We start from the raw sequence: 25902 nt of genomic DNA on the forward strand, positions 1-25902 counted from the left end.
TTTTCATTGTCATAATGCCGTCACTTAGTTATAATAAACTACAACCGAATAAAAGGAGGGCATTATGCATCAATATTTATTTTTTATCGGGGGATTCCCCGTTCGCGCCTATGGTCTGTTGTTGGCCTTAGGCATTATCTCCGCCGCTTGCGTGGCCTATTATCTAATGAAGAAAGATGGCCGCGGTTGGCACACTCACGTTGTTGATTTCTCTATTTACACAGGTGTAGCCGGTCTTATCGGTGCCAGGTTATGGGATGTATTCTTTTTCGACTGGGCATACTACCACAATCATCTGTGGGAAATTCCCTTTGTCTGGCAAGGTGGCATGGCTATCCAAGGCGGTGTTGTCCTGGGAACGCTGGTAGGCATTTGGTATACGAAGAAGCACGGCATCGATACATGGGCCTTTGCCGATTTATTTGCACCTGCCATTATTCTTGGTCAATCCGTAGGACGTATGGCTAACCTGATGAACGGTGATGCGTTCGGACATCCCACGGGAGGTAACTTCGGTATTCTCTATCCCGAAACCACCTTAGCCTATCGCACGTACGGAGCACAACCGTTATGGCCGGCCGAAATTTGGGAAGGACAAATTGATATTCTCATCTTTGTCGTACTGCTTCTCTTCAGCAGCTTTAAACATGCTAAAGGCCAAGTGTTCGTATTGTATGCCATTCTCTATTCTGCCGCTCGCTTCTGCTTAGAATTCCTTCGCGGTGATTACGTCTCCCTTACCTTAGGATTAAAATCGGCACAAGTAACCAGCCTCACCATTATGATTATCGGCATCGCTGTCTTTATTTACCTAGGATGGGCTGACAAACGACACAACCAATCTGTGTAAGACGCAGCTACTACGCATATGACACAAGCATAGCGCAATAAACGATCAAGAGGGCCTTCCATGTGTACCACATGAGAGGTCCTTTTCAATTCAGAGATATCTACCAATCCCTCCGAATCAATCCGATTGCCTCTCTCTTCACAATAGGCACGCACCACCGCAACCGAAGGCGGTGTGAAACAACGCTTCGGTTCTTTCTTCATTTTTCCTTTCGCAGCTTCACCTTTCTTTACTGTGGTTTCTTTAGATATGTCTTGTCTAGTCTTGTCTTGTCTATATATGCGCTCGCCTCGTGATCTACTATACGGTTCACTATATTGTTCATCTCGTGATTCATCTCGTACTACATCCTGTACGTCATCCGATTGAACAGTCGATGTATTCTCCTTTGATTCAACCGACGTCGTTATGTGGTTAGGATTCATTTCTTCATTCGATGTTTTCGTATTACCAACATATGCTGTTCTAATTCCTTCATTTGCCAACGAAATGATTTCATATAATGTAGCTAGTCTACGATTGCGTGGCGTATAACGAATACGTCCGGCACGTTGTAACACAGAACGTGCTCGTTTTACTGCAGAGACAGATAACCCTGTGGCACTGGCTAACGTTGATATAGAAACAGAAAATACCCGCTTCCAACCAAACATATTATTATAATCCATGAGTACATACCATAATACTCTTGCCGATGAGGACACATCCGGATGCAGCGCAATCCATACGTTAAATTTATTCAACTCTTCCATGTACTTCATGTTATATCGCCTCCATACTCAGAAATCGTAAAGGATTAATCATTTACCCCTCTACTATATACAATCCTTCGGGAAACGATTTTGTAAACCAAAATGCAAAATAAATTTAAAAATTTTTCAATTCGTCAAAATGAACGAAGCTGATTCACACTAGTATACTATTAGGATTGCTAATAGTATTACTATAAAGATTACCATTAAAATTGCTGCTAGGATTGCTACTAGGATGCTTGATATATACCAATGGTAAGATGCTTGTTATATTGACGTTTAGTATGATAGATATATCGTTTTAACTATGAAAAAAATATACCGCCAAGGTGAGGAGAATACAGGTCCTCTTGTCCTGGCGGTGTAAGGTAGTTCTTTTGCTTATAACAAATTATGTTCTTTGGCGAGGTCGTGAATTTCTTGTTCAGATAGAGAGGTACATTTAACAATTACATTGAGAGGTATCTGTTCCTGTAACATAGATAAGGCAATTTTTTGCGCACGTAATTGGCTTCCAGCAGCTTGGCCTTGCCGTAGTCCCTCCTCGCGTCCAATGGCAATTCCAATATTTTTGGCTTCCCGTCTGTGTCTTTCGATTTCCATTGCGTATGTCATATATGATTTCTCCATTTCTTTGTTTTCTTTTACCTTGCCTACCTCGGTGTCAATTTCATTAACAAATTTTCCTCGAGGGGCATGACCGTTAATGTATTGTAAGAAATAAAAAACGTTCCGAGGGATTCATAGATGTCTCGCTGGTCAGGTCTTACGAATGACACATCTACGGCATCTATGAATCCCTCTTTCCCAGCACCGGGGAGAAGAGAGTCCTGTATATAGGTTGAACAACGTCATTCGCTAGACCTGACTTGTGATGCCTATATACAGGACTCTACTTTATATTACGTATACGTCCAGACGAACGCTTTTGCTATCGCGACGGATGGCAATGGACTTTTCTACTTCAGGAAATTCAATAGACTGAATGGTAATGCCTAAGATTTTTTCAATTAATCGTTTGCAGATTCCTTTATTATGCATTACCTTCTCGAATAAAAAATTTTCTGTAATCGTTGCGTCCTGCCATTTTGGCATATGATACTGCGAAGCATTGTATAGCCTTGTTTTATCATGTACTAAAAATTGTGATATATCTAACTCCCTGCTGTAATGCCAATCTTTTATAGTTGGCAATTTATATTTTGCCGTGTTCATTCAATACACTTCCTTTGTTATTATTGTATCATCAACGAAGGAAAAAGCATAATGACTGGGAAAATATCTGATAAGTAGTTTGGTAATCATAAAATCCCTCCTTACTATTAAAAGTACGAGAAGGGAGCGTTGTTATCCTATGTAACTTATTGGATGTTCATTCTTTTACTCTCAGTGATAATAAACACGCTCAGTGCTAATAGATGCTCTCGGTATTAATTATCACATACACTACTCATATGTCTGACAGGTATTTTAAATGTTGCTATTACCATATTTTCTATACGATTGTTATGAAGTAATTAGAAAATAATTATGGTTAAAGACACATACTACTTCTATATCAATTAGCATATAACGGATGCGAGTGATATTTTGTAAATAAGATAAGAGTCATCATTTTAAATAGGGACAAAAGAAGTCAACACAATAGTAAACATTATTCAGAATTCACAAATCAATTTTTCTCCAAAGGAATACCACTAAACAAAAAAGAGGTAACGCATCCGCAAAGGATACATTACCTCTTTTATATTTTCATCACCCGTTACTAGGTATCACCGGTAGTATCTACGCATAGGCTGTAACGAATGATACACATTGCTCTTACAGGATGAAGTTCGACAAATCAACGTCCTTAACGATATCTCCCAACTGAGATTCTACCATGGCTGCTGTAATGGTAACATCAACCGGTTCCGCCGGCGGCGCATTGAAAGAAATATCCTGTAACAGTTTTTCTAAAATCGTATGCAATCGACGAGCACCGATATCTTCCGTTTCATTATTAACGCGATACGCCAATTCCGCAATCTTATCGATGGCTTCTTCCATAAAATGAATGGTTACGTTATCTGCCTTCAGCAACATATGATACTGTTTCAATAATGCTTGTTCCGGTGTCGTTAAGATTGCCTTGAAGTCTTCCTGTTTCAAGCTGTTCAGTTCGACACGAATCGGGAAGCGCCCTTGCAATTCCGGAATCAAGTCAGACGGCTTGGACACATGGAAAGCCCCGGCAGCAATGAACAAGATATGTTCGGTTTTAACCGGGCCGTATTTTGTGGACACCGTTGCCCCTTCGACGATAGGCAAAATATCGCGCTGTACGCCTTCACGGGATACATCGGCACCGCTACGACCGTTGTTACCAGCAATTTTATCGAATTCATCGATGAAGACGATTCCTTCTTTTTCAGCCAACTCTACGGCTTTTTCCGTTACCGTATCCATATCGAGCAGCTTCTGTCCTTCTTCTTGACTGAAAATCTTGCGCGCATTGCCTACCGTAGTACGGCGCTTTCTCTTTTTCTTAGGCATGATATTTTCCATCATGTCCTGGAAATTGCTGGATAGTTCATCCGGTGTACTGCCGGTAAGCATACCGGTAAAGCCTTTCGGTGCTTCTTCCACTTCGATTTCGATTTCGCGGCTATCCATAAGACCGTTTTTAAGTTTTTCATAAAAGGCAGCGCGCTTTTCGGACATATCCGGATCTTCTGCCGGTGTCTTAGCTTCTTCTGCTTCGTTAATATCTTCGTTTTCACTATCGTTAAAAAGCATTTCCCAAGGATTGTTAAACTTACGCCCCTTGGCGGAGTCTTCTTTTTTCGGCCACAAGATTTGCAGTAACCGCTGGTTAGCCAATTCCATTGCTTTTTCTTCCTGCGCAGCCAACATCTCTTCTTTAACCATGCGCACGGAGTTTTCCACGAGATCGCGAATCATCTGATCCACGTCACGCCCAACATAGCCGACTTCCGTATATTTAGTTGCTTCCACCTTGATAAACGGTGCTTTCATCAATTTTGCCAAGCGCCGGGCCAATTCCGTTTTACCTACGCCGGTAGGGCCGATGAGTAAAATATTCTTCGGCACATATTCTTCCCGTACGCTTTCCGGCAACTGCTTAGCACGCCACCGATTACGAAGTGCGATGGCAACCATTTTCTTAGCTTCCTGTTGCCCTACAATATATTTATCTAATTCAGCCACAATCTGACGCGGTGTATAATTCATTTCCATCCGTCACGCCCCCTTATAATTCTTCCACAATAACGTTGTGGTTGGTATATACGCAAATATCTGCAGCAATATGCAAGGATCGTTCCGCAATTTCCTTGGCACTGAGTGTTGTATTCGCCACCAATGCACGTGCAGCTGCCAACGCATAGTTTCCGCCGGAACCGATAGCTAGGATACCATCGTCCGGTTCGATCACTTCACCGTTACCGGAAATCAGCAAAATCGACGTGCCATCCGTTACCAATAATAGGGCTTCCAGATTTTTCAATACTTTATCGCTGCGCCATTCTTTTGCCAACTCCACCGCACTGCGAACTAATTGTCCATTGTACTGATTGAGCTTGCCTTCAAATTTTTCAAACAAGGTAAATGCATCTGCCACGGATCCGGCAAAGCCGGAAATCACCTTACCGTTATATAGACGACGTACCTTTTGCGCGGTATTTTTCATTACCACACTGTTGCCCATGGTAACCTGTCCGTCACCGGCAATGGCAGTTTTACCGTCTCTCTTTACGGCACATATAGTAGTTGCATGAAATTCTGACATTACAAATTCTCCTTTTCTTTCACTGCAGCCAATTCCTCCAAGGCTCTGGCAGCAATGAGTGCATTTTTTTCTTTCTTTTTACGAATTTTTCCCGGCCATGGTTCCATAATACCAAAATTGATATTCATAGGTTGGAAGTTACTGCCTTCGTACGCACTGATATAGTGACTCAGACCACCCATCGCCGTCGTTTTCGGGAAATCAATGAGCGCTTCGCCCCGTCCGTAGCGCATAGCCTGTAAGCCTGCCATCAAACCGGAGGCCGCCGATTCCAAATAGCCTTCTACACCTGTCATTTGTCCAGCAAAGAAAAGACGCGGTTCCTTTTTGAGCTGGAAGGCATGATTCAGTAATTCCGGGGAGTTGATGTACGTATTGCGATGCATAACTCCATACCGAACAAACTCGGCTTGTTCCAATCCCGGAATCATTTGGAACACGCGTTTTTGTTCGCCCCATTTCAGATGCGTCTGGAATCCAACCAAGTTAAACATGGTAGCATCCTTATTTTCCTTGCGCAGCTGCACAACAGCATAGGATTCCACACCTGTCCGTTTATCCACCAAGCCTACCGGCTTCAAGGGCCCAAAGCGCAAGGTGTCGATACCGCGCGCTGCCATGATTTCTACCGGCATGCATCCTTCGAAATATATTTCTTTTTCGAATTCTTTCGGCTGTACTGCTTCGGCTGTTGTCAACGCCTGCCAAAAGGCTTCGTATTCTTCTTTCGTCATCGGGCAATTCAAATAATCCGCATCACCCTTATCATACCGCGAAGCGGCAAAAACTTTATCGTAATTCAGCGACTCCGCCGTTACAATCGGGGCAGCCGCATCATAGAAGTAAAAATCATTACTGCCGGTCAGCGCCTTAATCTTCTCGCCTAACACCGGAGCCGTTAACGGGCCTGTGGCGATAATAACGATTCCTTCATCCGGAATCGAGGTTACCTCTTCACGCACAACCGTTACATTAGGATGTGCTTCCAAGGTAGCCGTTACCATGGCACTGAATTTATGACGATCTACGGCTAATGCCCCGCCGGCCGGTACTGCCGTCGCATCGGCACATGTCATAATCAACGAATTCATGCGTCGCATTTCTTCTTTAAGCAGTCCCACGGCATTTTCTATATTAGCCGCACGCAGCGAGTTACTGCACACTAATTCCGCAAATTGTTCTGTATGATGCGCCGGCGATGACGCTTGCGGTCTCATTTCATAAAGAGTTACCTGTATACCGCGCTCCGCCAATTGCCATGCTGCTTCCGAGCCGGCCAATCCGGCTCCGATTACTGTTACCTTTTCTGTTGTCACCTTCAGTCTCCTTATATACTAACATCACTTTCTTACCTACGTATTACACTGCCCGTCGGCACTGTAATTACTTATTGTACTGCCTAGCGGCGTTGTCCTTATATATTCTGCGCCGTATCACCGCGTTCGTTTCCTGTATCGGTAGTAGTGTCTTGTGTTTGTTCCGTATCGGCAGTCGCTTCTTTTTTCTTGCGAGGCTTCCTCTTCGGACGTGTCGGACAATCATCGTTGGAACAGAATTTTTTTACCGTCCCGTTTTTATATGTCTTTTCTACCAGTAAGCTACCGCAGGTATCACATGTTTCGTTCACCGGTTTATTCCACAGTGTAAAATCGCACTCCGGATACCGATCGCAACCATAGAAAACCCGGCCTCGTTTAGATTTGCGTTCCACAATCATCCCTTCGCCGCATTTCGGACAAGGCACGCCGGTGCTCACCGTAATCGGCTTTGTATTTTTACATTCCGGGAAGTTTGAACATGCCAAGAACCGACCGAACCGACCGAATTTATACACCATTGGATGCCCGCACTTATCGCAGATGACATCACTTTCTTCATCGGCGATTTTTACGCGATCCACCTCACTGGCTTCTTCCAGTTCCTTAGAAAACATATCGTAAAATTGTGCCAACACCTCACGGTAGTTTTCTTTACCACCGGCAATGGCATCCAGTTCTTCTTCCAATTCCGCAGTAAAACGCACATTAATCAGCTTTTCAAAATGGTCGATCAAAAAGTCTACAACCACAAATCCCAATTCGGTAGGCACAAATTGCTTATCCTGCCGTTCTACATAATTGCGGCTGATAATCGTGTCGATAATCGGTGCATACGTACTCGGACGACCAATGCCTTGTTCTTCCAAGGTTTTAATCAAGCTGGCTTCGGAATAGCGTGCCGGTGGCTGCGTAAAATGCTGCTTCGGATCAATTCCCGTATTGGTTACATTATCACCGGCTGCCAGTATAGGCATGGTCGTTTCTTCTTCGTTTTTATCTACGTCATATACTTCCGTAAAGCCTTTAAAGATGACCTTGCTCCCGGAAGCGCGCAATGTGTATTCGTCCACGGCTAATTGCGTCGTTACCGTTTCGCTGCGCTGCGCTGCCATTTGCGACGCAATAAAGCGATTCCAAATCATCGTGTACAGCTTTAATTCATCGCGATTTAAAAATTGCGCCACCATCTTCGGCGGAAGCTCCAAGCTGGTAGGACGAATCGCTTCGTGCGCATCCTGACTGCTTTCTTTTGTGCCGAATACATTCGGTTTCGCCGGATAATAATCCTTGCCAAATTCTTTAATGATGTGCATTTTAGCAGCCTCTTGCATTTCGTGAGCAATACGCGTAGAGTCCGTACGCATATAGGTAATCAAGCCGACATGACCGTAGCCGCCGATTTCAATCCCTTCATACAAGCGCTGTGCCAACATCATCGTTCGTTTAGCACCGAAGTTCAGCTTGCGCACCCCTTCTTGTTGTAAGGTCGATGTAGTAAACGGTGCCGGTGCCTTACGGGAACGTTTTCGTTTATCCACGGATACCACCGTAGCTTCTTTCCCATCCAACGCTGCTTTAATCGCCATCGCCGCTGATTCATCGGCAATATGCACCTTCTCTTTACCGATGTGCGTCAGCTCTGCGGTAAACGCTTCCTTCGCCTCGGTGAGATACTCGGCGCTGATTGTCCAATATTCTTCCGGTACAAAGGCCTTAATTTCTCGTTCCCGTTCACAGATTAAGCGCACTGCCACAGACTGCACGCGCCCGGCACTCAGTCCTTTACATACCTTTTTCCACAGCAACGGACTTAACTTATATCCCACCAAGCGATCCAAAATTCGGCGCGCCTGTTGCGCATCCACCATATTCATATCTATCGTGCGCGGTGCTTCGATGGCTTCGGCTACCGCTGTTTTCGTAATTTCGTTAAAGGTAATACGACATGTAGAGGCCGTATCCATATTCAGTATATATGCTAAATGCCAAGAAATGGCTTCCCCTTCGCGGTCCGGGTCAGTTGCGAGCAGAACGCCTTTAGCATCATCCGCTTCGGCGCGCAGCTCATCGATTAATTTTTTTCGCGTAGCCAAATTTGTGTAGCGCGGTACGAAGCCATTTTCTATGTCAATGCCTAACTGACTTTTCGGTAAATCTCGCAGATGCCCCATGCTGGCACGCACTACATAATCGGGACCTAAAAATTTTTCAATCGTTTTTGACTTCGCCGGTGATTCCACAATTACCAAGGTTTTTCCATCCGGCTTAAAGGTACGAATCTCTCTGTCTTCAGGTGCAGACGCCACATATTGTACGACCTTTGTATCTTTACCTACCGTAACGGATACACGACCCTGTACCTGGCGTTCCTCTTTAGGTTCATTTGTTTTTTCTTTCTCTTCGATAACAATCGATCGTTTAATCGACAAATTGATTCCTCCCAAGTGTCAACATGATATAGTTGCCCGGTGAGCTTTGCTCCACCAGACCTTTTAACTCTAATTGTAGCAATACAGTATGAAGAGAAGATAAAGAAAGGTCCGTTTGTTCTAGTATTTCATTAACGGAGTAGGTTGTACTGTACGACAATACCTGCAATACTTTCTTTTCTTCCAAACTACAGCTTAACATACATGCGCTATTATGGCTACTCTCTTTTTTTATCTTCTCCGTTCCGCTGTCGGTAGACTTCCTTGTATCGTCACTATTGCCATTGTGATTTTTTTCTTCCTTGACTACACCTGCCACCTTACATGCCTGCTTGCTTTCCTTTGGTGCCCAATCGTATTCCTCGATAATATCATCGGTATGAGTAAGTACCATCGCACCTTGCCGCAACAACCAATTCGTCCCTTCGCTTTCCCCGCTTAACACATTTCCCGGAACAGCAAATACATCACGTCCATCATTGATAGCTATGTCCGCTGTAATCAAGGATCCACTGCTGGCCTTGGCTTCGACTACGACTACCGCTTTAGCCAAACCGCTGATAATGCGATTGCGCATAGGGAAATGATTGCCCAGTGGTTTTACTCCCGGCGGATATTCGCTGACCAAGGTACCTCCGCCTAAAAGAATATCGCGAAATAATTTAGCATGCTCCCGCGGGTACACCGTATCCAATCCGCATCCCATAACTGCGATTGTCGGCGCCTTTGCGTGTAAGGCTCCCATATGCGAGCAACCGTCAATCCCTCGTGCGCCGCCGCTGATCACAACGACACCCTTCTGTCCCAATTCATAGGAAAACTCAGCTGCCACATTGCGTCCGTATTGTGTACATTTACGCGCTCCCACCATGGCAACACCGCGCTCGGTACGCAATAATTTTTCACTGCCACGGTAAAAAAGCACCGCCGGTGGGTTATAGATATCTTTTAATTGCGGCGGATACATGGCATCCAAGTAGGTAACAAAATGAATATCCCAATACTCCAGTTGTTTCTTTAGCACCGTCGGCAATGATTCCAACATAGTTCGCTCTGATGTGTTGGGTTTAATCCCTTTTATTCCTAATGCATACACTGATTCATCATTGGTTAACAGTGCCTGCCAAGCTGCTTCCGGTGTTTTATAATACGCAATTAAACGCCGTATTCCCATAGCGCCCAAGCCTTCCACACATTGCATGACCGCTATATAAAAATGGGAAGTCATATTTGTTTCTCTTGTTTGTGTTGCCATACTAATGATCTCCTTTTCCATAGGTGTAATTATAATTTGTACCGCATGTGTAATTATGATTCGTCTCGTATGGGTACGAATGATTTATATCGACTAACCCAACCTATCCTTACTGTCCTCACTGTCCTCGATAGGCCAATGCCGTTGCTATGTGATCGCCGGTAATCCGATCGTCACCGGACAAATCCGCCACCGTTTGTGCGACGCGAAGCAATTTATCATAGCTGCGCAAGCTGATGTGAAGTCGGGTGAATGCCGTTTCCATCATTTGCTCGGCACTGCTGTCACAACGAAGCATTTGTTGCAAATCATGGTGAGATAGCCTGCTGTTAAGGGTATCTTCCTTTATGCCGTATGCGGCAGCTCGCTTTTGCTGACGTTCTCTTGCTTCCATTACACGCTGACGAATTGCTGCCGACGATTCGCTGTGCCCACCGTCCTGTAATTCTTCTAACTTAGGTCTGTCCACCGGTATATACATATCGAGGCGATCTCGCAACGGTCCCGACAAGGTACGCTGATATTGTTCCACCTGATGAGTAGTACATATACAATGATGTATGGTGTCTTCATGACCGTACCAACCGCAGGGGCAAGGGTTCATAGCCATTACCAAAATAAATCGACACATATATGAATAACTTCCGGACGCCCGTGAAATCGTAACCACCCCATCCTCTAAAGGTTGCCGCAATACATCCAGCACCGGTCGTTTAAACTCCGGGGCTTCATCGAGAAACAACACGCCGCCATGACTTAAGGTAAGCTCCCCCGGCTTGGGAATGGCTCCGCCACCTACCATGCCTGCCATAGTAATCGTGTGATGGGGGCTCCTAAAGGGGCGCTCCTTCATTAATTGCTGTGACGGCAATAATCCGGCAATGCTGTAAATTCGACTGATGGTCAGCTGCTCGGTCTCGGTTAAAGGCGGTAAAATGGAAGGCATACAGCGGGCTAACATAGTTTTACCGGCACCCGGCACGCCGCAAAGTAGTACATGATGACCACCGGCAGCGGCTATTTCCAATGCTTGCTTTGCTGCCTGTTGTCCTTTGACATCGCTAAAATCGGCCGTATAGCTTTCTTTCGTATCTAATCTATCATCGGCTGTGGCATATATTCTTTCACTGTCATTACAAAGCATGTTCATCAATTCACTTAGCGAAGAACTGATCATCACCCGATTCGCAAAGGCCGCTTTTGCTTCCTTGCCATTATCTACGCCGGTTACCATCAAGTCCCATTGTTCGTTATCCGCCGCAATGGCTATAGCCAGCATACCACGCACCGATTTTATCGTTCCGTCCAATGCCATTTCACCGATAAAGACGGTGTGTTCACTGATATACTGCCTTTTATTTTTATTTAACTTTCGTCCTCCTTGGGCCGAAGCAAAAATAATGCCTACGGCAATCGCCACATCAAGTCCGGCTCCGTCCTTACGAATATCCGCCGGTGCCAAGTTGACGACGATTCGTTGCATGGGAAAAGTAAACCCTGCATTTGTAATAGCTGCCCGCACTCGTTCCTTTGCTTCGCGCACGGCTGCCGTTGGTAAGCCTACGATTTCAAAGGCAGGCAATCCTTTTGTAATATTCACCTCAACCGTTACCGTATAAGCATCCAAGCCATTAATGGCCATACTGTACGTTCTGGCATACATGTATCTTCACTCCCTCTACTGTGTTACTCAATATATATGCACGAATATGCTTAGAAACAACTCTTCATATGACGTAACCAACCATGGTCCGCCGAGGTATAATACACCTCGATAATATCAAAGCGCAGCACGTAGTTACTGATGGGATCGGATAGTGGCGACTCCACCGCCTTTCTCCGCAGTCGCTCTACAAAATATACCGCGGCCTGCTTAATATGCTGTTGCTTTATCGGATTGACTGCTTCACAAGGTAAACCATATCGATAGGTTCGCCGCGTTTTTACTTCGATAAAAACAAGTACCTTCGCCTCGACGGCTATAATATCTATTTCATATCGGCCAAGACGAACATTGCGCCCTATAATGGTATATCCTTGTTCTTCTATATACGATGCCGCCTGCTCTTCACCGCGTCGTCCCAATTCTCTATTACATATCATACGTTGCAAGTCCCTTCTGTTCTTTTCTGCAATCATTGTTAGCCTACTCCGTATGTTACAGTTTGTAAAAGCTAACCGTTTGGCATATAAATAAGAACGAGCTATTACTTATACCGGATAAAAAGCAACACTATCTATCAAGTACAACAAAACACGAATACAAACAGTCTTCTTCGCTGCGAAGAAACTCGTTTCATCATTTTACTTTTCTATAGCAAAGGAACCGAAGAAATAAAAAAGACCATGACGCAATGAGAAAATCATCTCACAGGTCACAGCCTTTTTACTGTTTTATCTATTATATCTATCGTATCTATTGTATCTATTTCATCTATATTTCTATTTACATGTTATAGGGCGTCTGCTTCATTATATGTTTATAGGGAATCTTCTTCACCATGTGCTTGCACAATTGATTTCACAGGTTCAAAGCTTCGCCGATGAAGCGGCGTAATTCCCATATTCTCAATAGCTTCCCTGTGCAACTCCGTATAATACCCCTTATGAATACCAAAGCCGAATCCCGGATACTCCGCATCCAACGATTTCATGTATCGGTCGCGGGTCACCTTGGCAATGATCGAAGCCGCAGCAATAGAGGCACTTTTGCTATCGCCCTTTACCAAGGACTCTACCGGCATGGTAAGCTCCGGCAGCGGCATGGCATCTACCAATACGGCTTCTGCCGCAACGGGCAACGTACGGATAGCCTCATACATAGCTTGTCTGGTAGCCTCGTAAATATTGAGTCGATCGATTACGTCTGCCGCGTAGGACACACAGCGTACCGCTACGGCTTTCTCCATAATTTCATCATATAATGCTTCTCGCTTTTTTTCGGACAGCTTCTTGGAATCGTTAAGACCGGCAATATATGTATGAGGCGATAAAATGACGGCAGCCACCGTTACGGGGCCTGCAATCGGACCGCGCCCCACTTCATCTACACCGGCAACGTGGTAACGGTTCTCCTCATAAAAGCTATCCTCATATACATACATCGCATCCAGACGTTGTTTCTCTTCCAACGCTCTTTTTTGTTTCATCACATACGATGCTGCCAGCTTTTGCACGGAGCTTCGCCTATCCTCCTGCGCCCATAGCAGCATATCGAAAGGAAAATTACCGTCATCAAAGATCGCTTTTATTTCCTTTACCGTAAGAGATGTAAACGCATCCTTTTGCATCTGTGTCAGCGGGACCTTAGGGCTATCACTCATTTATCTTCTCCATCGGTATAATACGGTTCTTCATCAACAGCATCTAACGTAAGCAGTCCCAGCTTAGCCGAGCGATAGTCGTTTAAAATAATCCGGCGCGCTTTATCTAAATCCACAACACCGCCGCTTACCAAACAACCGCGCTTACGACCTATGGCATCAAGTAATGTATCCGTTGAAACGAGATGTTCCTCCTTCAGCTTGTAGCGTGCCATGAGCACATCCCGCGCTTGCTCCGTTAACTGCATCAACAACTGTTTCATAACTGCTTCCAAATCATACACATCATCGGAAATAGCACCGGTCATTGCCAAACGCGCTGCAGCACGTTGATCTTCCAGCTTTGGCCACAATACGCCGGGAGTATCCAATAATTCCAAATTTTTACCGATTTTAACCCATTGCTGTCCGCGCGTATGTCCCGGTTTATCCGCCGTTCGCGTTGCTGCTGCACCGGCCAACGAATTAATCAACGTAGATTTTCCTACATTCGGTATGCCCAAAATAATCGTGCGCACCGAACGACTGCGGATTCCCTTCGCTGTCCATTTATCAATGATCGGCTTGCTCAATCGCTCTACCGCTTTGACCAACTGCTTCTTGCCTTTGCCTGTCTTGGAGTCGATGGCAAGAACAGTAATGCCTTGGGCTGTAAAGAATTCCGTCCAGGCTTTCGTTGCCTTCGCATCCGCCAGGTCTACTTTATTGAGGACGATGATATGCGGCTTTTGCCCAACCACTTCGGTAATCACCGGATTCGCACTACTGCGCGGAATGCGAGCATCCAAGAGCTCGATCACCACATCTACTTTTTTTACATAGTCCTTAATCATGCGGGTAGCCTTTGCCATATGTCCCGGGAACCAATGCACTACCGGAAATACTTCTTTTTTTGTATCCATTGTCAGCCTCCCATCATTTTATCTTTCATCAAGTATCGTTCTGTATGATTACACCGCTACTCTATTTTATATATAACACCATAACTAAGATAATCGTATGTCTTCGCCGATTTTCGATTCGCAATTCGTGTATGTGATAGATTCGGACAAAATAAAAGGCTGCCTCCAAGGGCAGCCTTTTATCCGGATTAGCGTTTTTCGCGAATACGAGCAGCTTTACCGGTGAGGTTACGTAAGTAGTACAATTTTGCACGACGTACAACACCATGGCGCATTACTTCGATTTTTGCAAGACGTGGGCTGTGAAGCGGGAACGTTCTTTCCACGCCAACGCCGGAAGCGATACGTCTTACCGTGAAGGTTTCACGAACGCTACCACCCTGACGGTTGATAACCAAGCCTTCAAATACCTGGATACGTTCACGGCTACCTTCGACAACCTTTACATGTACGCGTACGGTATCACCGGCGCGGAATGCAGGAATGTCTGCACGAAGTTGTTCTTGCTCAAGTACGTTGATAATGTTCACTTTTATTTCCTCCTTATTGTAGACATTCTTACCCAAACATCATAGGCAGCGGACTATCTCAAATTAACGTTATCATCTTAACACAAAAGTAAGAGCCATGACAAGTAAAATTTACTGACAGCTCTTACTTTTTGATTCTCTATGCTACTATTCAGTCACTTACATTTCTATTTCAAAGTACTTACATCGCCGATAACTGCCATCGTTTCATAGGTTAAACGCAACAACTGCAAACGATTTTGTTTGATTGCTTCGTCCTTATCCATAACCATAACCGCATCAAAGAACTGATTAATAGCCGGTACTAAGCTATCCGGCGTACCTACCAACTTAACATAGTCTTCTTCTTCCAATGCAGTACGGCTGGCTTCATAGGCAGCCGATGCCTGTTCAAACAATTCTTTTTCAGCCGCTTCCTTCAGCAATCCTTCATCAACGGCAACAAATTCCGTATCCTTTACCAGATTGTAAATTCGAGTGAAGGCCTGAACCAATTCCGTATTCTGATCGATGCGATCCTTCATGATAGCCGCTGCCATACCTTCGGCCATAGCTACCGTTGTCAACGGATTGGACAACAATAAATCGATAACGGTATGCGGCAAGGCACGATCCAAATAAATATTTTTCAAACGCAAGGCAATAAATTGTTCTAATTGACCTAACAATTCATCACTCTTTTCCGCAGGCACGTTAAGGAGCGCCATGGCTTCGCGAAGTAACGGACGAAGACTTACATTCCATTTGCTGTCGATGAGAATATTTAAAATACCGATTGTCTGTCGGCGTAATGCGTAAGGATCTTGGGAGCCCGTCGGAATAAGACCGCGGCTGAAGGTAGCAACAATATTATCTACCTTGTCGATAACGCTGAGTACACGGCCGGCTGCTGTTTTAGGTAGCACATCACCGGCAAAGCGCGGTAAGTATTGTTCGAAAATGGCTTCTGCCACTTCCGGGCTTTCTCCGTCCAGCAGAGCATATTCCTTACCGATAACACCTTGTAATTCCGTAAATTCCGTAACCATACCGGTAGTCAAATCCGTCTTGGCAAGCACGGTGGCCCGTTCCAAAGCAACCATATCATCTTCGCCAAGACCACAGGCTTCACCGAACAATTCACCCAACGCCAGCAAGCGTTCTGTTTTATCTGCCAAGTTCCCAAGGCCTTCTTGGAAGACGATGCGCGTCAATCCTTCGGAACGATCGGCCAATGCCTTCTTGCGGTCTTCGTTAAAGAAGAACTTAGCATCATCAAGACGGGCACGCAATACTCGTTCATTACCGGCCTGCACCACAGTAAGCGAATGTGCATCACCGTTGCGTACGGTTAAGAACATCGGCAACAGCTTACCTTCCGCATCCACCAACGGGAAATAGCGCTGATGATCTTTCATCGGCGTAATAACGGCAGCACTTGGCAATGTTAAATAGGATTCGTCAAAGGTACCGCATAATGCCGTCGGGTATTCTACGAGGTAAAGGATTTCATCTAATAAATCTTCATCCCAAACAATGGTTGCCTTCTTTTCATCGGCAATGGCATGTAATTGTTCTTCAATCATGGCGCGACGTTTGTCTTGATCCACGATGACAAAATTATCTTCCAAATTCTTCACGTAATCCGCCGGATGCTGGATAAGGATTTCCTTCTTGCCTAAGAAGCGATGGCCACGACTGCTGTTAGACGCACGCACGCCGGCAAAAGTAATCGGCAATACGTCCGTGTCATACAAGGCCACCAACCAACGCAACGGACGTACGAATTTTTCATCGAGATTTCCCCAGTGCATGGATTTCGGGAAGCTGAGTCCCGTAATCAGCTGCGGTAAAATTTCGGTTAAAATATCGCGGGCAGCCACTCCGGCCGTCGTGGTTTCCGCGTAGATATATCCGTCTTCCACTACTAAGTCGTTTACATCGATACCCTTGCCGCGAGCAAAGCCCATGGCCGCCTTTGTGGGTTCACCATTTTCGTTGTAAGCAATCTTTACGGACGGTCCCTTGTGACGTTCGTGAATATCTGCCGAACTATCTTCCACATCATTGATAAGAAGCGCAATACGACGCGGTGTTCCCAGGGTACGCAGTGAACCGTAACCGAGATGATGTTCGTCTAATTTCGTTTCTGCCAAGGTTTTCAGTTGTGCCAATATGCCCGGCATATAATGAGCCGGAATTTCTTCCGCCCCGATTTCAAATAAAACATCCTTTGCCATATTACTTATCTCCTTTCAACAGCGGGAAGCCTAATTCTTCACGTTTTGCCAAATAACTTTGCGCACAAATACGAGCTAAGTTACGCACGCGACCGATGAAGGCTGTACGTTCGCTGATGCTGATAGCACCGCGAGAGTCCAACAAGTTAAAGGTGTGCGAACATTTAAGTACATAATCGTAGGCCGGTAATACATAGCCTTTTTCGCATACCCGTACAGCTTCCTTTTCATACATATCGAACAAGGTAAACAACATATCCGTATCGGCCAGTTCAAAATTGTATACGGACTGTTCCACTTCATTTAAATGCCAAATATCACCATAGGTTACATAATCGTTCCATTGTAAATCATATACATTTTCTACGCCTTGAATGTACATTGCCAAGCGTTCCAAGCCGTACGTAATTTCTACGGATACCGGCTTAACGTCGATGCTGCCTACCTGTTGGAAGTATGTGAACTGAGTAACTTCCATACCGTCCAGCCATACTTCCCAGCCTAAGCCCCAAGCACCTAATGTCGGAGATTCCCAGTTATCTTCAACGAAGCGAATATCATGATCTTCGGCGTGAATACCAAGACGTGCCAAGCTTTCCAAATACAATTCTTGAATATTTTCCGGCGACGGTTTAACAATTACTTGAAACTGATGATGCTGGAACAAACGGTTTGGGTTATCCCCGTAACGACCGTCGGCAGGACGACGGGACGGTTCTACATAGCATACGGCCCACGGTTCCGGTCCGATGGCATGCAAAAACGTAGCCGGGTTCATCGTGCCTGCCCCTTTTTCAATATCATACGGCTGTTGCAAGATACAGCCCTGTTCTGCCCAGAATTTCTGCAGCTGTAAAATAATCTCTTGAAATGTCATTGCTGTGTTCCTCCTAGAAAGTCACGTCAATTTGCTCGTTACGGGAATAAAAAAATCCCTGTAACGAAAATCGCTACAGGGACGAGATTCACCCGCGGTTCCACCCTTATTGGCCGAAGCCCTCTTTTTTATCTTGTTGACCTTTACTAGCCTTACGGCGTTCCTGTCATTACTCCGCAGCGCCTTTGATTCGTTGTGAGCTTGCACCGTCCTCACTCGCTGAAAAGGAATCTACTCCTCTGCTTCATCGCATATATTATATATGAAGAATCATAGCAAGGAAAACGTAGTCTGTCAACTATCATTTATGACTACTCAGTTCCCGTAAGAAAGCAAGAGCTGTCGGCTCGGCACCGATTTGCATAGTTGCATAGGACCATAAATTATTTTCCAGCTCTTGCCACACTACTGCCGGAAAGGCTACCGTAACGCTGTTGTCCCAGCGATATAGGAGTATCATACCCAAAGCTCTCTTTGCTTCTCCGGAAAGCCCGTAACCGGTGATCCCTCGCAATTCATCAAAAAAGGTATCGGTACCATTCCCCTTTTGATACGCATCGGCAGCAGGGATAAAGCCGGCCAGCGACAACAACTGCCAGCCCAGTAAAATCACGGCCAGTCGCACCGGCTTAGTGCGAATTCTCTCCGAGAAGGCGGCTACCGTACGATACACGCGAAAATCCTGTTCCTCTTGCAAAAAGAGGCGCGTAATTAGCTCTCCTGCGGCAGCCGCATAATATATACTTTCCAAGCTTTCCTCGACGGAGCGAATCGAATAGCGTCCATCGATTTGCTTGAGCCGATAATACTCTCTGTCCGGCATAAGTGTAATATACACACTGCTGAAGGGTTGTAAGTAACCGGTATCCTTCATACGCTGCAGTTCGCGATGAGAGACGGAGCAATTAATAATTCCCTTTTGTTTTGTTAAAAAGGTAATGACGGAATGAAGGCGACGCTTCCGCTTCCACAAAACAATGGCTTCGCAATTAATACCGTCCCGTTCTTTCACGACATCCTCCTATCCGGCGCAGCTACTGCGCATTTTTTTCATCGCCGTCGGTAGCATCCTCGGTCGCCTCCGGCTCCGCAGGCTCCATCGGCATCGCTTTCAAACGAGCAATGCGATAGCCCTGCATATCGGTAACCATAAAGGTATAGCCTGCGGTTTCCACAACGTCACCTACTTCAGGCGTACGTTCCAACAGCCCGAAAATATAACCGCCGATTGTATCCTCTTCTGCCTCATCGAAGGTAACCTTCATAGCATGCTCTACATCATCAACCAAGACTTTACCGTCAAAATCAAAGCTGCCATCGCCGTGATCGACAATATCGGGCATGTCTGTTTCATGTTCGTCCTTGATATCGCCGACCAATTCCTCGATGATATCTTCCAAACCGACTAAGCCAACCATACCGCCGTATTCATCGACGACAATCGCTTGATAGATACGTTTGGTGCGCATGTATTGCAATAACACGGACAGTTTCATCACTTCCGGTACCGTCAAAATATCACGGCGAATTAATCGTAAGTCTTTCCGCGCTTTATGCGGCTGCTCCATCAAATCCTTAATGTGAACCAAACCGATAACATGATCCTTGTCTTCCATGCATAACGGATATCGCGTATGACTGGTAGAGGCGACTGTTTTCATCGTTTCGTCAAAGCTATCTTCCACATACACACAGTCCACATCTTGTCGCGGGATCATAACTTCTTTAGCCATGCGTTCTACAAAGTCGAATACATTATCTATTAGTTCGCCTTCCACTTGATCCAGCTGTCCTTCCAAATGACTGCGGTTAACCATCATACGTATTTCTTCTTCCGTGTGAACCAAATCTACTTCTGTTCTATACGGAGCAGCGATGCGCGTCAAAAAGAAATTACCGATAGTCTGCGCTAACCACACAAAAGGAGTAACAATCGTACCTAAGGCGACTACAAAGCTGGCAGAGAAACGAACATATTTTGTAGGGAAGGACAATGCCAAGGCTTTAGGAATAATTTCCCCAAACACCAAGACTACCATACTGATGACGAGTAGCACTGCTACGTTTAAGCACTCGGCCAACCATGGATATTCTACGGCCAGCTGTCCTTGCCAACTGTGAAGCGTTCCTTCCATCAACCGGCTGCCGACACCGGCGAGCAAGATAACAAAAAATAACAGCATAAACTGTGCCGTATTAATAAAGCGTTCCGGATTACGGTATAACTTCCGAAGAAATTCTCGCGCAGAATCGCTGAGATTTTCCATATCCTCCAAATGCTCTTCTCGTAGGCGGGCAAAGGAAAATTTTGCCAACACCAAACAATTAATAATTACAATACACAGGACAGCCAAACCGATAGTGAGTAGACCGTCCCCCAGGGGCGTATCGATAGTTCTCATTCCTTTCCAATTATCAACTTACAAATCGTTAAGCTATTCCTTATAGCCTAATTCCGACAACATACCGGACTTATTACGCCAATCTTTCTTTACCTTTACCCACAAATCGAGATACACCTTCGTTGCCAGTAAACGTTCGATGTCGGCACGCGCTTCACCACCGATTTCGCGAAGCATGGCCCCACGCTTACCAATGATAATGCCCTTTTGCGAATCCCGTTCGCAATAAATGGTAGCACGTACATAGGTCATACCATCATCGCGCGTTTTCATTTCATCCACGTCCACCGCAATTGCATGCGGTACCTCATCTCTTGTTTTCAACAAAATCTTTTCACGCACAATATCTGCAATGATCAAGCGTTCCGGTTGATCCGTAATCATATCTTCCGGGAAATACTGCGGCCCTTCCGGCAGTACCTCTGTCAATACCTTCAGCACTTCGTCCAAGTTATCCTTTTCCTTTGCCGAAATCGGAATGATACCTGCAAAGGGATAGGCTTCCTGATACGTTACAATCGTTTTTAGAATATCTTCCCGTTCCAGTGTATCTATTTTATTAATCACTAAAAATACGGGAACCTTTACTTTCTTTAACTGTTCCAAGATAAAATTATCACCGGGGCCTCGTTTTTCGTTGCCGGCCACTACGAAAAGCACCGCTTCAATTTCCTTTAGCGACTCAATAGCCGCATCTACCATAAATTCTCCCAGCTTATGTTTCGGCTTATGAATGCCCGGCGTATCCATAAATACGATTTGCTTTTCTTCGTCGGTATATACGCAGATAATTCGATTCCTCGTCGTCTGTGCCTTATCGGATACAATAACAATTTTATCGCCGATAAGTGCATTAATAAGTGTAGATTTGCCTACATTCGGCCGTCCCACAACGGCAACAAATCCCGATTTAAATGTATTCGCCTTATTCATTGTAAGGTGCATCCTCCCGTACATAACCTAAATTTCCCAGAATAAACTCCTCTTCAGTACGCATTTCTTTTTTATCTTCCTCTGTCATATGATCGTAACCTAAGATGTGTAAACACCCATGCACTGTTAAATACGCCAGCTCCCGTTCAAAGGGATGACCGTATTCTTTTGCCTGTTCCGCTGTTCGTTCCAGAGAAATCACAAGATCGCCTAACAGCTGTGACTCCGCTTCGCCGTTGACTTCATCACCTTCGTTAAGCGCAAAGGACAACACATCCGTAGGACGGTCAATATGTCGGTATTCGCGATTCAATTCATGAATGCGCTTGTTATCGCAAAGAAGTACACTCATTTCCCACGGCTCTTCCGGACCGTACACGCGTCCCACTTCGTCACATACCCGGCGAATCACTGCTTCATTTTGCTCGTTGCGCAATGAGTCGTCTTCATATTGAATATCTACTATCACTGCTTTTCCCTATCCTTTCCTTCGTTATAGGCTTCATAGGCCTTAACAATTTTACCGACTAAATCGTGACGTACCACATCTTGATCACTAAAGTAAACCATCTTGATTCCCGGCACATGACGAAGCACATGTTCGGCTTGGTTTAACCCGGATTCCACGCGATCCGGCAAATCGATTTGTGTTTTATCACCGTTCACTACCATTTTAGAGCCGTTGCCCAAGCGAGTTAAAAACATCTTCATTTGCTCCGGTGTAGTATTTTGTGCTTCATCCAAAATCACAAAGGCATTTTCCAAGGTACGTCCGCGCATATACGCCAGCGGCGCCACTTCTATAATCCCCCGCATCATGAAGCGCTGCACCTGCTCCACACCGAACATATCATGCAAAGCATCATACAAAGGGCGCAGATAGGGATCTACCTTTTCCTGCAAATCCCCGGGCAGATATCCTAATTTTTCTCCTGCCTCTACCGCCGGTCGAGTGAGGATAATTTTCTCCACCTCTCTGTTTTTCAGATAAAATGCTGCCAAGGTAACTGCCAAAAAAGTTTTACCCGTACCGGCCGGTCCGATACCGAACGTAATGGTATTGCGCCTAATACTGTCCACATAAAACTTTTGCCCTTCTGTTTTTGGCGTAATCGTTCTCCCCTTCATAGTTACGTTCAACGTATCGTCAAACATAGCATGTACGGTATCCGCCTTTCCTTTTTTTACCATTGTGGCCGCCATCTTTACCTGCTGCTCTGCCACCTGACCGCTTTCCTTATATAAAAACACCAGCTCTTCCAACACGCGTACAAATTGATCCAACACCGCTTCATCGCCGGTAAGCTGTAATGTATCGCCGCGGCTTACTACATGACAGGGAAATTCCTCTACCAATAATTTTAAATGCTTATCCTGATAGCCCAAAATCGGAGCTGCCCATTCGTACTTAGGAAATGTAAATATACGTTCACTCATGTACGTATCTCCTTATTTTAAAAATTTTCGTACCGCACGGCCGTTCAAATAGTCACATAAATCGCCTTGGCGTACCTGTTCTTCTTCCATGCGTCGTTCGATTTCTTCTTGAATACGCCACCACCCCATAGACCAATTGGTGAACAGGGTATTTTCTTCCGGCGCACGACCCACTAAACGCTGTAACACAATACGCTCATCCAAGTTTCTCAGGAAAGAAATCACGCGGTCAATGTATTCTTCCGCAGAAATAAGCGTGAACTCTTTATTCTCATACCACTTGGCCATAAGGGTATTCTTTACGATATACAGCGCATGAAGCTTTACCTGATCAACGCCTAAAGCGGAAAGTATACGCGCTCCTTCTATGGTATCTGTTTCATCATCCCAAGGAAGATTTAAAATCATATGTGCGCACACGTCGAAACCATAGTGTTTGGTCCGTAACACGGCATCGATAAATTCAGCCATACCATGACCGCGATTAATCGTTTGCAAGGTACGATAATTTACTGTTTGTAACCCGTATTCCAAATAAATATCTACACCGTATCGTTCTTTAATGTCTTGCAAGATGTCTAAATATACATCGTTAATGCAATCCGGTCTGGTAGCAATAGCCAAACCTACGGTTGTATCGATGCAGCCGGCCTCCATGTATGCACGAAAGCGTTCTGGCTCCACATAGGTGTTACTGAAATTCTGATAATAAGGAATATATTTATACGCCTTGTATTTAGGCGCAATATGAGCAATGTTTTCTTCCAGCTGTTGACGGATGGTCATACTGGCCGGTCGATTCTCGTAACCGGCACCGATTTCACCGCAGAATACGCAGCCGCCTACACCGGCCGAACCATCGCGATTCGGACAGGTTAAGGGCAGAGCCACCGGTAATTTATATACTTTCTCGCCGTATTTTTCCTTTAGAAATGCCGAATATGCCCGATATCGTTTCGGCTTTGTCGTATCTCCCATCAACTCACCTCCGGTCGTACAAACGGCGCCACCCGTTCTTCTACATCTATAATAAGCGTTACCGTCGGAGTTGTACTGTCAACCCCCAGGCGCTTAGCCGTTTCCCGTTGCAATGTTACTTCCGCATAGGTATGTCTGATGCGGCGCCACTCATTAAAGGAATACTCCGGTATGTACCGACGTACGCTCGCTTCATCACGCCAAAACGCTTCGCTCGCTTTTAACTCTTCCTTGCGAGGCGGCGGCAAACCGATTGCTTCATCACGCAAACGTCCCTTATATGCATATAGAGTATCCACGCCTAATAACTCCATGGCAATCGTATCATGTCGCTTCTTAAAAAAATTATGTAAGAACGCCAGTTGATCACGATCGTTTAATTTCCGCTTGTCATTTCCTGCGGCCAGCCATTCCTGCGTCATATCTTCAAAATAACGGAACGCACTTTCGCCGCGTTGTAAAATTATTTGCCCTACATAGGTAAAGGTACGGCGCAATCGTTCACTGTTATAAAAACGCTCGAATACATCTTCGAAATGTTTGAGAAACCGTATGTTTTCATAAGGCAATACATGTGTTGCTAACACCTCATACGGTGCTTTCGGATCATAGCGGTAGTCATACGTATCCATTCGACTGACACCGGAGCCGCGCAACAGCTTTAAAAATCCCAACTGCAACGCATGGGGCTGTAGGGAAAACAAATCATCAAAAGACTGTCCGAACCGTTCATAATCTTCATAGGGCAAACCAATAATAAGATCCATATGCACATGCGTTCGTCCTGCCGCAATAATCGGACGGATGACGGTTTGAATGTGCGACCAATCATTATGTCGACGAATAGCTGTCAGCGTCGGTTCGTGAGTACTTTGTACTCCGACTTCAATTTGCATACGCCCCTTTGGTGCCGTACTCAAAAGCTCAACCTCACGGTCCCCCATGAGTACGGCTTCCATTTCTAAATGAAAATTCGTAGTTGTGTCCGCCGCATGAATCCACTCCATAATGGGAATGTGATGATGCGGCGCACAATTGAAAGTGCGATCCACAAATTTAATTTGCTTAACCTCATGGTCTACAAACCACTGAAGCTCCTGTAATGTTCGCTGCAACGGAAAAAAGCGTACCGTATTACGATTACCGGATAAACAATACTGACAACTAAAAGGACAACCGCGAGATGATTCGTAATACATAATTTTATGAGTCAACTCATTCATATCACTTTCGTCGTAAGGAAAAGGAATAGTGCTCAAGTCGGCTACTTCCGCAATGTCTCGGGAACCAACCAATCGTCCGTCCTCAGTACGTCCCAGTACGCCGACAATTGTTATGTCTTCTGCAGTTCTTCCGTCTTGCAAAGCCTGCGTAAGAGCCGTAAACGCTTCTTCCCCTTCACCTTGCACAATATAATCCACGTAAGGATGCTCCGCCATAACGGTCTCGGCGGTATAGCTGACTTCCGGTCCGCCCAAGACAATGCGCGTTTTAGGGGCCACTTCCTTGATAAGGCTTGCCACATGTAATGTCATATCAATATTCCAAATATAGCAAGCAAAGCCTATCACATCGGGACGGTGCTCCGTTATATCTGCAAGTATGCTAAGAACAGGCATATTAATAGTATATTCTACTATGTCATATGCCTGCCCTTTGGTTCGTCCGTAGGCGCGCAAACACCGTAACGCCAAGGATGAATGTATATATTTTGCATTTAGTGTGGTCAATAGTATATTCATCGATACCTCTTCATCTCTCCTGTGATACACACAGACTTCATCGAGTGGTTCATTCCACCGGCTTATACTCTAGCATTATATCATATTTATTACCGTACTTACAAAACATTACATATCTTGTCGGTACTCTGCTAACTGCTTACGGAACGCACGAGGAAAATATG

General features: G+C 45.2%; 23 protein-coding genes. 1 reads left to right on the top strand and 22 read right to left on the bottom strand.

What is annotated here, in order from left to right; genetic code table 11:
• Positions 1-64 precede the first annotated feature (64 nt).
• Positions 65-850, top strand: a complete 786-nt coding sequence (gene lgt / locus G344_RS0109470; RefSeq protein WP_028256001.1) for a prolipoprotein diacylglyceryl transferase — start codon at positions 65-67, stop codon at positions 848-850.
• Here lgt and G344_RS11590 read toward each other — a convergent pair.
• The 22 genes from G344_RS11590 to G344_RS0109585 form a co-directional block, all read right to left on the bottom strand.
• Positions 808-1611 (bottom strand): helix-turn-helix domain-containing protein, encoded by an 804-nt coding sequence (locus G344_RS11590; protein WP_051245899.1) that lies wholly within the window; start codon positions 1609-1611, stop codon positions 808-810. The two genes, lgt and G344_RS11590, sit on opposite strands and share 43 nt — an antisense overlap.
• Positions 1612-1983: 372 nt before the next feature.
• Positions 1984-2217 carry an RpnC/YadD family protein gene (locus G344_RS0109480; RefSeq protein ID WP_028256002.1) on the bottom strand — a complete coding sequence of 78 codons (234 nt, stop codon included), beginning with the start codon at positions 2215-2217 and terminating at the stop codon, positions 1984-1986.
• Between the two features lie 282 nt (positions 2218-2499).
• On the bottom strand, positions 2500-2817 hold the full coding sequence (locus tag G344_RS0109485; RefSeq protein WP_028256003.1) for a hypothetical protein: 318 nt from the start codon (positions 2815-2817) through the stop codon (positions 2500-2502).
• A 606-nt stretch (positions 2818-3423) separates the two neighbouring features.
• Positions 3424-4842 carry an ATP-dependent protease ATPase subunit HslU gene (gene hslU / locus G344_RS0109495; RefSeq protein WP_028256004.1) on the bottom strand — a complete coding sequence of 473 codons (1419 nt, stop codon included), beginning with the start codon at positions 4840-4842 and terminating at the stop codon, positions 3424-3426.
• A 13-nt stretch (positions 4843-4855) separates the two neighbouring features.
• Positions 4856-5392, bottom strand: coding sequence for an ATP-dependent protease subunit HslV (hslV, locus tag G344_RS0109500; RefSeq protein ID WP_028256005.1), 537 nt, complete (start codon positions 5390-5392; stop codon positions 4856-4858).
• Positions 5392-6708, bottom strand: a complete 1317-nt coding sequence (gene trmFO, locus G344_RS0109505; RefSeq protein WP_028256006.1) for a methylenetetrahydrofolate--tRNA-(uracil(54)-C(5))-methyltransferase (FADH(2)-oxidizing) TrmFO — start codon at positions 6706-6708, stop codon at positions 5392-5394. Before trmFO ends, hslV begins: the two co-directional genes overlap by 1 nt.
• A 98-nt stretch (positions 6709-6806) precedes the next feature.
• A complete protein-coding gene (gene topA / locus G344_RS0109510; protein ID WP_028256007.1) occupies positions 6807-9140 on the bottom strand; it encodes a type I DNA topoisomerase in 2334 nt (777 codons plus the stop codon).
• Positions 9130-10395 (bottom strand): DNA-processing protein DprA, encoded by a 1266-nt coding sequence (gene dprA, locus G344_RS0109515; protein ID WP_051245900.1) that lies wholly within the window; start codon positions 10393-10395, stop codon positions 9130-9132. Before dprA ends, topA begins: the two co-directional genes overlap by 11 nt.
• A 118-nt stretch (positions 10396-10513) precedes the next feature.
• The gene (locus G344_RS0109520) at positions 10514-12058 is read right to left on the bottom strand and encodes a YifB family Mg chelatase-like AAA ATPase (RefSeq protein WP_028256009.1); all 1545 of its coding nucleotides are present in this window, start codon (positions 12056-12058) and stop codon (positions 10514-10516) included.
• Between the two features lie 50 nt (positions 12059-12108).
• Positions 12109-12498 carry a YraN family protein gene (locus tag G344_RS0109525; RefSeq protein WP_211219566.1) on the bottom strand — a complete coding sequence of 130 codons (390 nt, stop codon included), beginning with the start codon at positions 12496-12498 and terminating at the stop codon, positions 12109-12111.
• Positions 12499-12875: 377 nt separating this feature from the next.
• The gene (locus G344_RS0109530; protein WP_028256011.1) at positions 12876-13685 is read right to left on the bottom strand and encodes a ribonuclease HII; all 810 of its coding nucleotides are present in this window, start codon (positions 13683-13685) and stop codon (positions 12876-12878) included.
• A gap of 29 nt (positions 13686-13714) precedes the next feature.
• Positions 13715-14620: a ribosome biogenesis GTPase YlqF gene (ylqF, locus tag G344_RS0109535; RefSeq protein WP_028256012.1), complete on the bottom strand. Its 906-nt coding sequence runs from the start codon at positions 14618-14620 to the stop codon at positions 13715-13717.
• Between the two features lie 188 nt (positions 14621-14808).
• On the bottom strand, positions 14809-15150 hold the full coding sequence (rplS, locus tag G344_RS0109540) for a 50S ribosomal protein L19 (RefSeq protein WP_028256013.1): 342 nt from the start codon (positions 15148-15150) through the stop codon (positions 14809-14811).
• Positions 15151-15317: 167 nt separating this feature from the next.
• Entirely contained in the window at positions 15318-17369 is a 2052-nt protein-coding gene (glyS, locus tag G344_RS0109545; RefSeq protein ID WP_028256014.1) for a glycine--tRNA ligase subunit beta, read from the bottom strand.
• Between the two features lies 1 nt (position 17370).
• Positions 17371-18246 carry a glycine--tRNA ligase subunit alpha gene (gene glyQ, locus G344_RS0109550; RefSeq protein ID WP_028256015.1) on the bottom strand — a complete coding sequence of 292 codons (876 nt, stop codon included), beginning with the start codon at positions 18244-18246 and terminating at the stop codon, positions 17371-17373.
• A 301-nt stretch (positions 18247-18547) separates the two neighbouring features.
• A complete protein-coding gene (recO, locus tag G344_RS0109555) occupies positions 18548-19258 on the bottom strand; it encodes a DNA repair protein RecO (RefSeq protein ID WP_028256016.1) in 711 nt (236 codons plus the stop codon).
• 22 nt (positions 19259-19280) lie between these two features.
• Positions 19281-20648 carry a hemolysin family protein gene (locus G344_RS0109560; RefSeq protein ID WP_071838112.1) on the bottom strand — a complete coding sequence of 456 codons (1368 nt, stop codon included), beginning with the start codon at positions 20646-20648 and terminating at the stop codon, positions 19281-19283.
• Positions 20649-20681: 33 nt separating this feature from the next.
• Positions 20682-21581 (bottom strand): GTPase Era, encoded by a 900-nt coding sequence (gene era / locus G344_RS0109565; protein ID WP_028256018.1) that lies wholly within the window; start codon positions 21579-21581, stop codon positions 20682-20684.
• On the bottom strand, positions 21574-22050 hold the full coding sequence (gene ybeY, locus G344_RS0109570) for an rRNA maturation RNase YbeY (protein ID WP_028256019.1): 477 nt from the start codon (positions 22048-22050) through the stop codon (positions 21574-21576). The genes era and ybeY overlap by 8 nt, the downstream gene beginning before the upstream one ends.
• Positions 22047-23018: a PhoH family protein gene (locus tag G344_RS0109575; RefSeq protein WP_028256020.1), complete on the bottom strand. Its 972-nt coding sequence runs from the start codon at positions 23016-23018 to the stop codon at positions 22047-22049. The genes ybeY and G344_RS0109575 overlap by 4 nt, the downstream gene beginning before the upstream one ends.
• A 12-nt stretch (positions 23019-23030) precedes the next feature.
• Entirely contained in the window at positions 23031-23996 is a 966-nt protein-coding gene (gene mnmL, locus G344_RS0109580) for a tRNA modification radical SAM protein MnmL/YtqA (RefSeq protein ID WP_028256021.1), read from the bottom strand.
• Positions 23996-25738 (bottom strand): B12-binding domain-containing radical SAM protein, encoded by a 1743-nt coding sequence (locus G344_RS0109585; RefSeq protein WP_028256022.1) that lies wholly within the window; start codon positions 25736-25738, stop codon positions 23996-23998. The genes mnmL and G344_RS0109585 overlap by 1 nt, the downstream gene beginning before the upstream one ends.
• Between the last annotated feature and the right edge of the window lie 164 nt (positions 25739-25902).

The organism is Veillonella magna DSM 19857 (genome assembly GCF_000428745.1).
GTDB lineage: Bacteria > Bacillota > Negativicutes > Veillonellales > Veillonellaceae > Veillonella_A > Veillonella_A magna.

Coding starts and splice junctions, on each gene's coding strand:
- G344_RS0109525 (WP_211219566.1), bottom strand. CDS start 12,498: ATGATATGTAATAGAGAATTGGGACGACGCGGTGAAGAGCAGGCGGCA.
- G344_RS0109530 (WP_028256011.1), bottom strand. CDS start 13,685: ATGCAAAAGGATGCGTTTACATCTCTTACGGTAAAGGAAATAAAAGCG.
- era (WP_028256018.1), bottom strand. CDS start 21,581: ATGAATAAGGCGAATACATTTAAATCGGGATTTGTTGCCGTTGTGGGA.
- G344_RS11590 (WP_051245899.1), bottom strand. CDS start 1,611: ATGAAGTACATGGAAGAGTTGAATAAATTTAACGTATGGATTGCGCTG.
- G344_RS0109575 (WP_028256020.1), bottom strand. CDS start 23,018: ATGAGTGAACGTATATTTACATTTCCTAAGTACGAATGGGCAGCTCCG.
- G344_RS0109585 (WP_028256022.1), bottom strand. CDS start 25,738: ATGAATATACTATTGACCACACTAAATGCAAAATATATACATTCATCC.
- mnmL (WP_028256021.1), bottom strand. CDS start 23,996: ATGGGAGATACGACAAAGCCGAAACGATATCGGGCATATTCGGCATTT.
- lgt (WP_028256001.1), top strand. CDS start 65: ATGCATCAATATTTATTTTTTATCGGGGGATTCCCCGTTCGCGCCTAT.
- ylqF (WP_028256012.1), bottom strand. CDS start 14,620: ATGGATACAAAAAAAGAAGTATTTCCGGTAGTGCATTGGTTCCCGGGA.
- hslV (WP_028256005.1), bottom strand. CDS start 5,392: ATGTCAGAATTTCATGCAACTACTATATGTGCCGTAAAGAGAGACGGT.
- glyQ (WP_028256015.1), bottom strand. CDS start 18,246: ATGACATTTCAAGAGATTATTTTACAGCTGCAGAAATTCTGGGCAGAA.
- G344_RS0109560 (WP_071838112.1), bottom strand. CDS start 20,648: ATGAGAACTATCGATACGCCCCTGGGGGACGGTCTACTCACTATCGGT.
- glyS (WP_028256014.1), bottom strand. CDS start 17,369: ATGGCAAAGGATGTTTTATTTGAAATCGGGGCGGAAGAAATTCCGGCT.
- G344_RS0109485 (WP_028256003.1), bottom strand. CDS start 2,817: ATGAACACGGCAAAATATAAATTGCCAACTATAAAAGATTGGCATTAC.
- G344_RS0109520 (WP_028256009.1), bottom strand. CDS start 12,058: ATGTATGCCAGAACGTACAGTATGGCCATTAATGGCTTGGATGCTTAT.
- dprA (WP_051245900.1), bottom strand. CDS start 10,395: ATGGCAACACAAACAAGAGAAACAAATATGACTTCCCATTTTTATATA.
- G344_RS0109480 (WP_028256002.1), bottom strand. CDS start 2,217: ATGACATACGCAATGGAAATCGAAAGACACAGACGGGAAGCCAAAAAT.
- hslU (WP_028256004.1), bottom strand. CDS start 4,842: ATGGAAATGAATTATACACCGCGTCAGATTGTGGCTGAATTAGATAAA.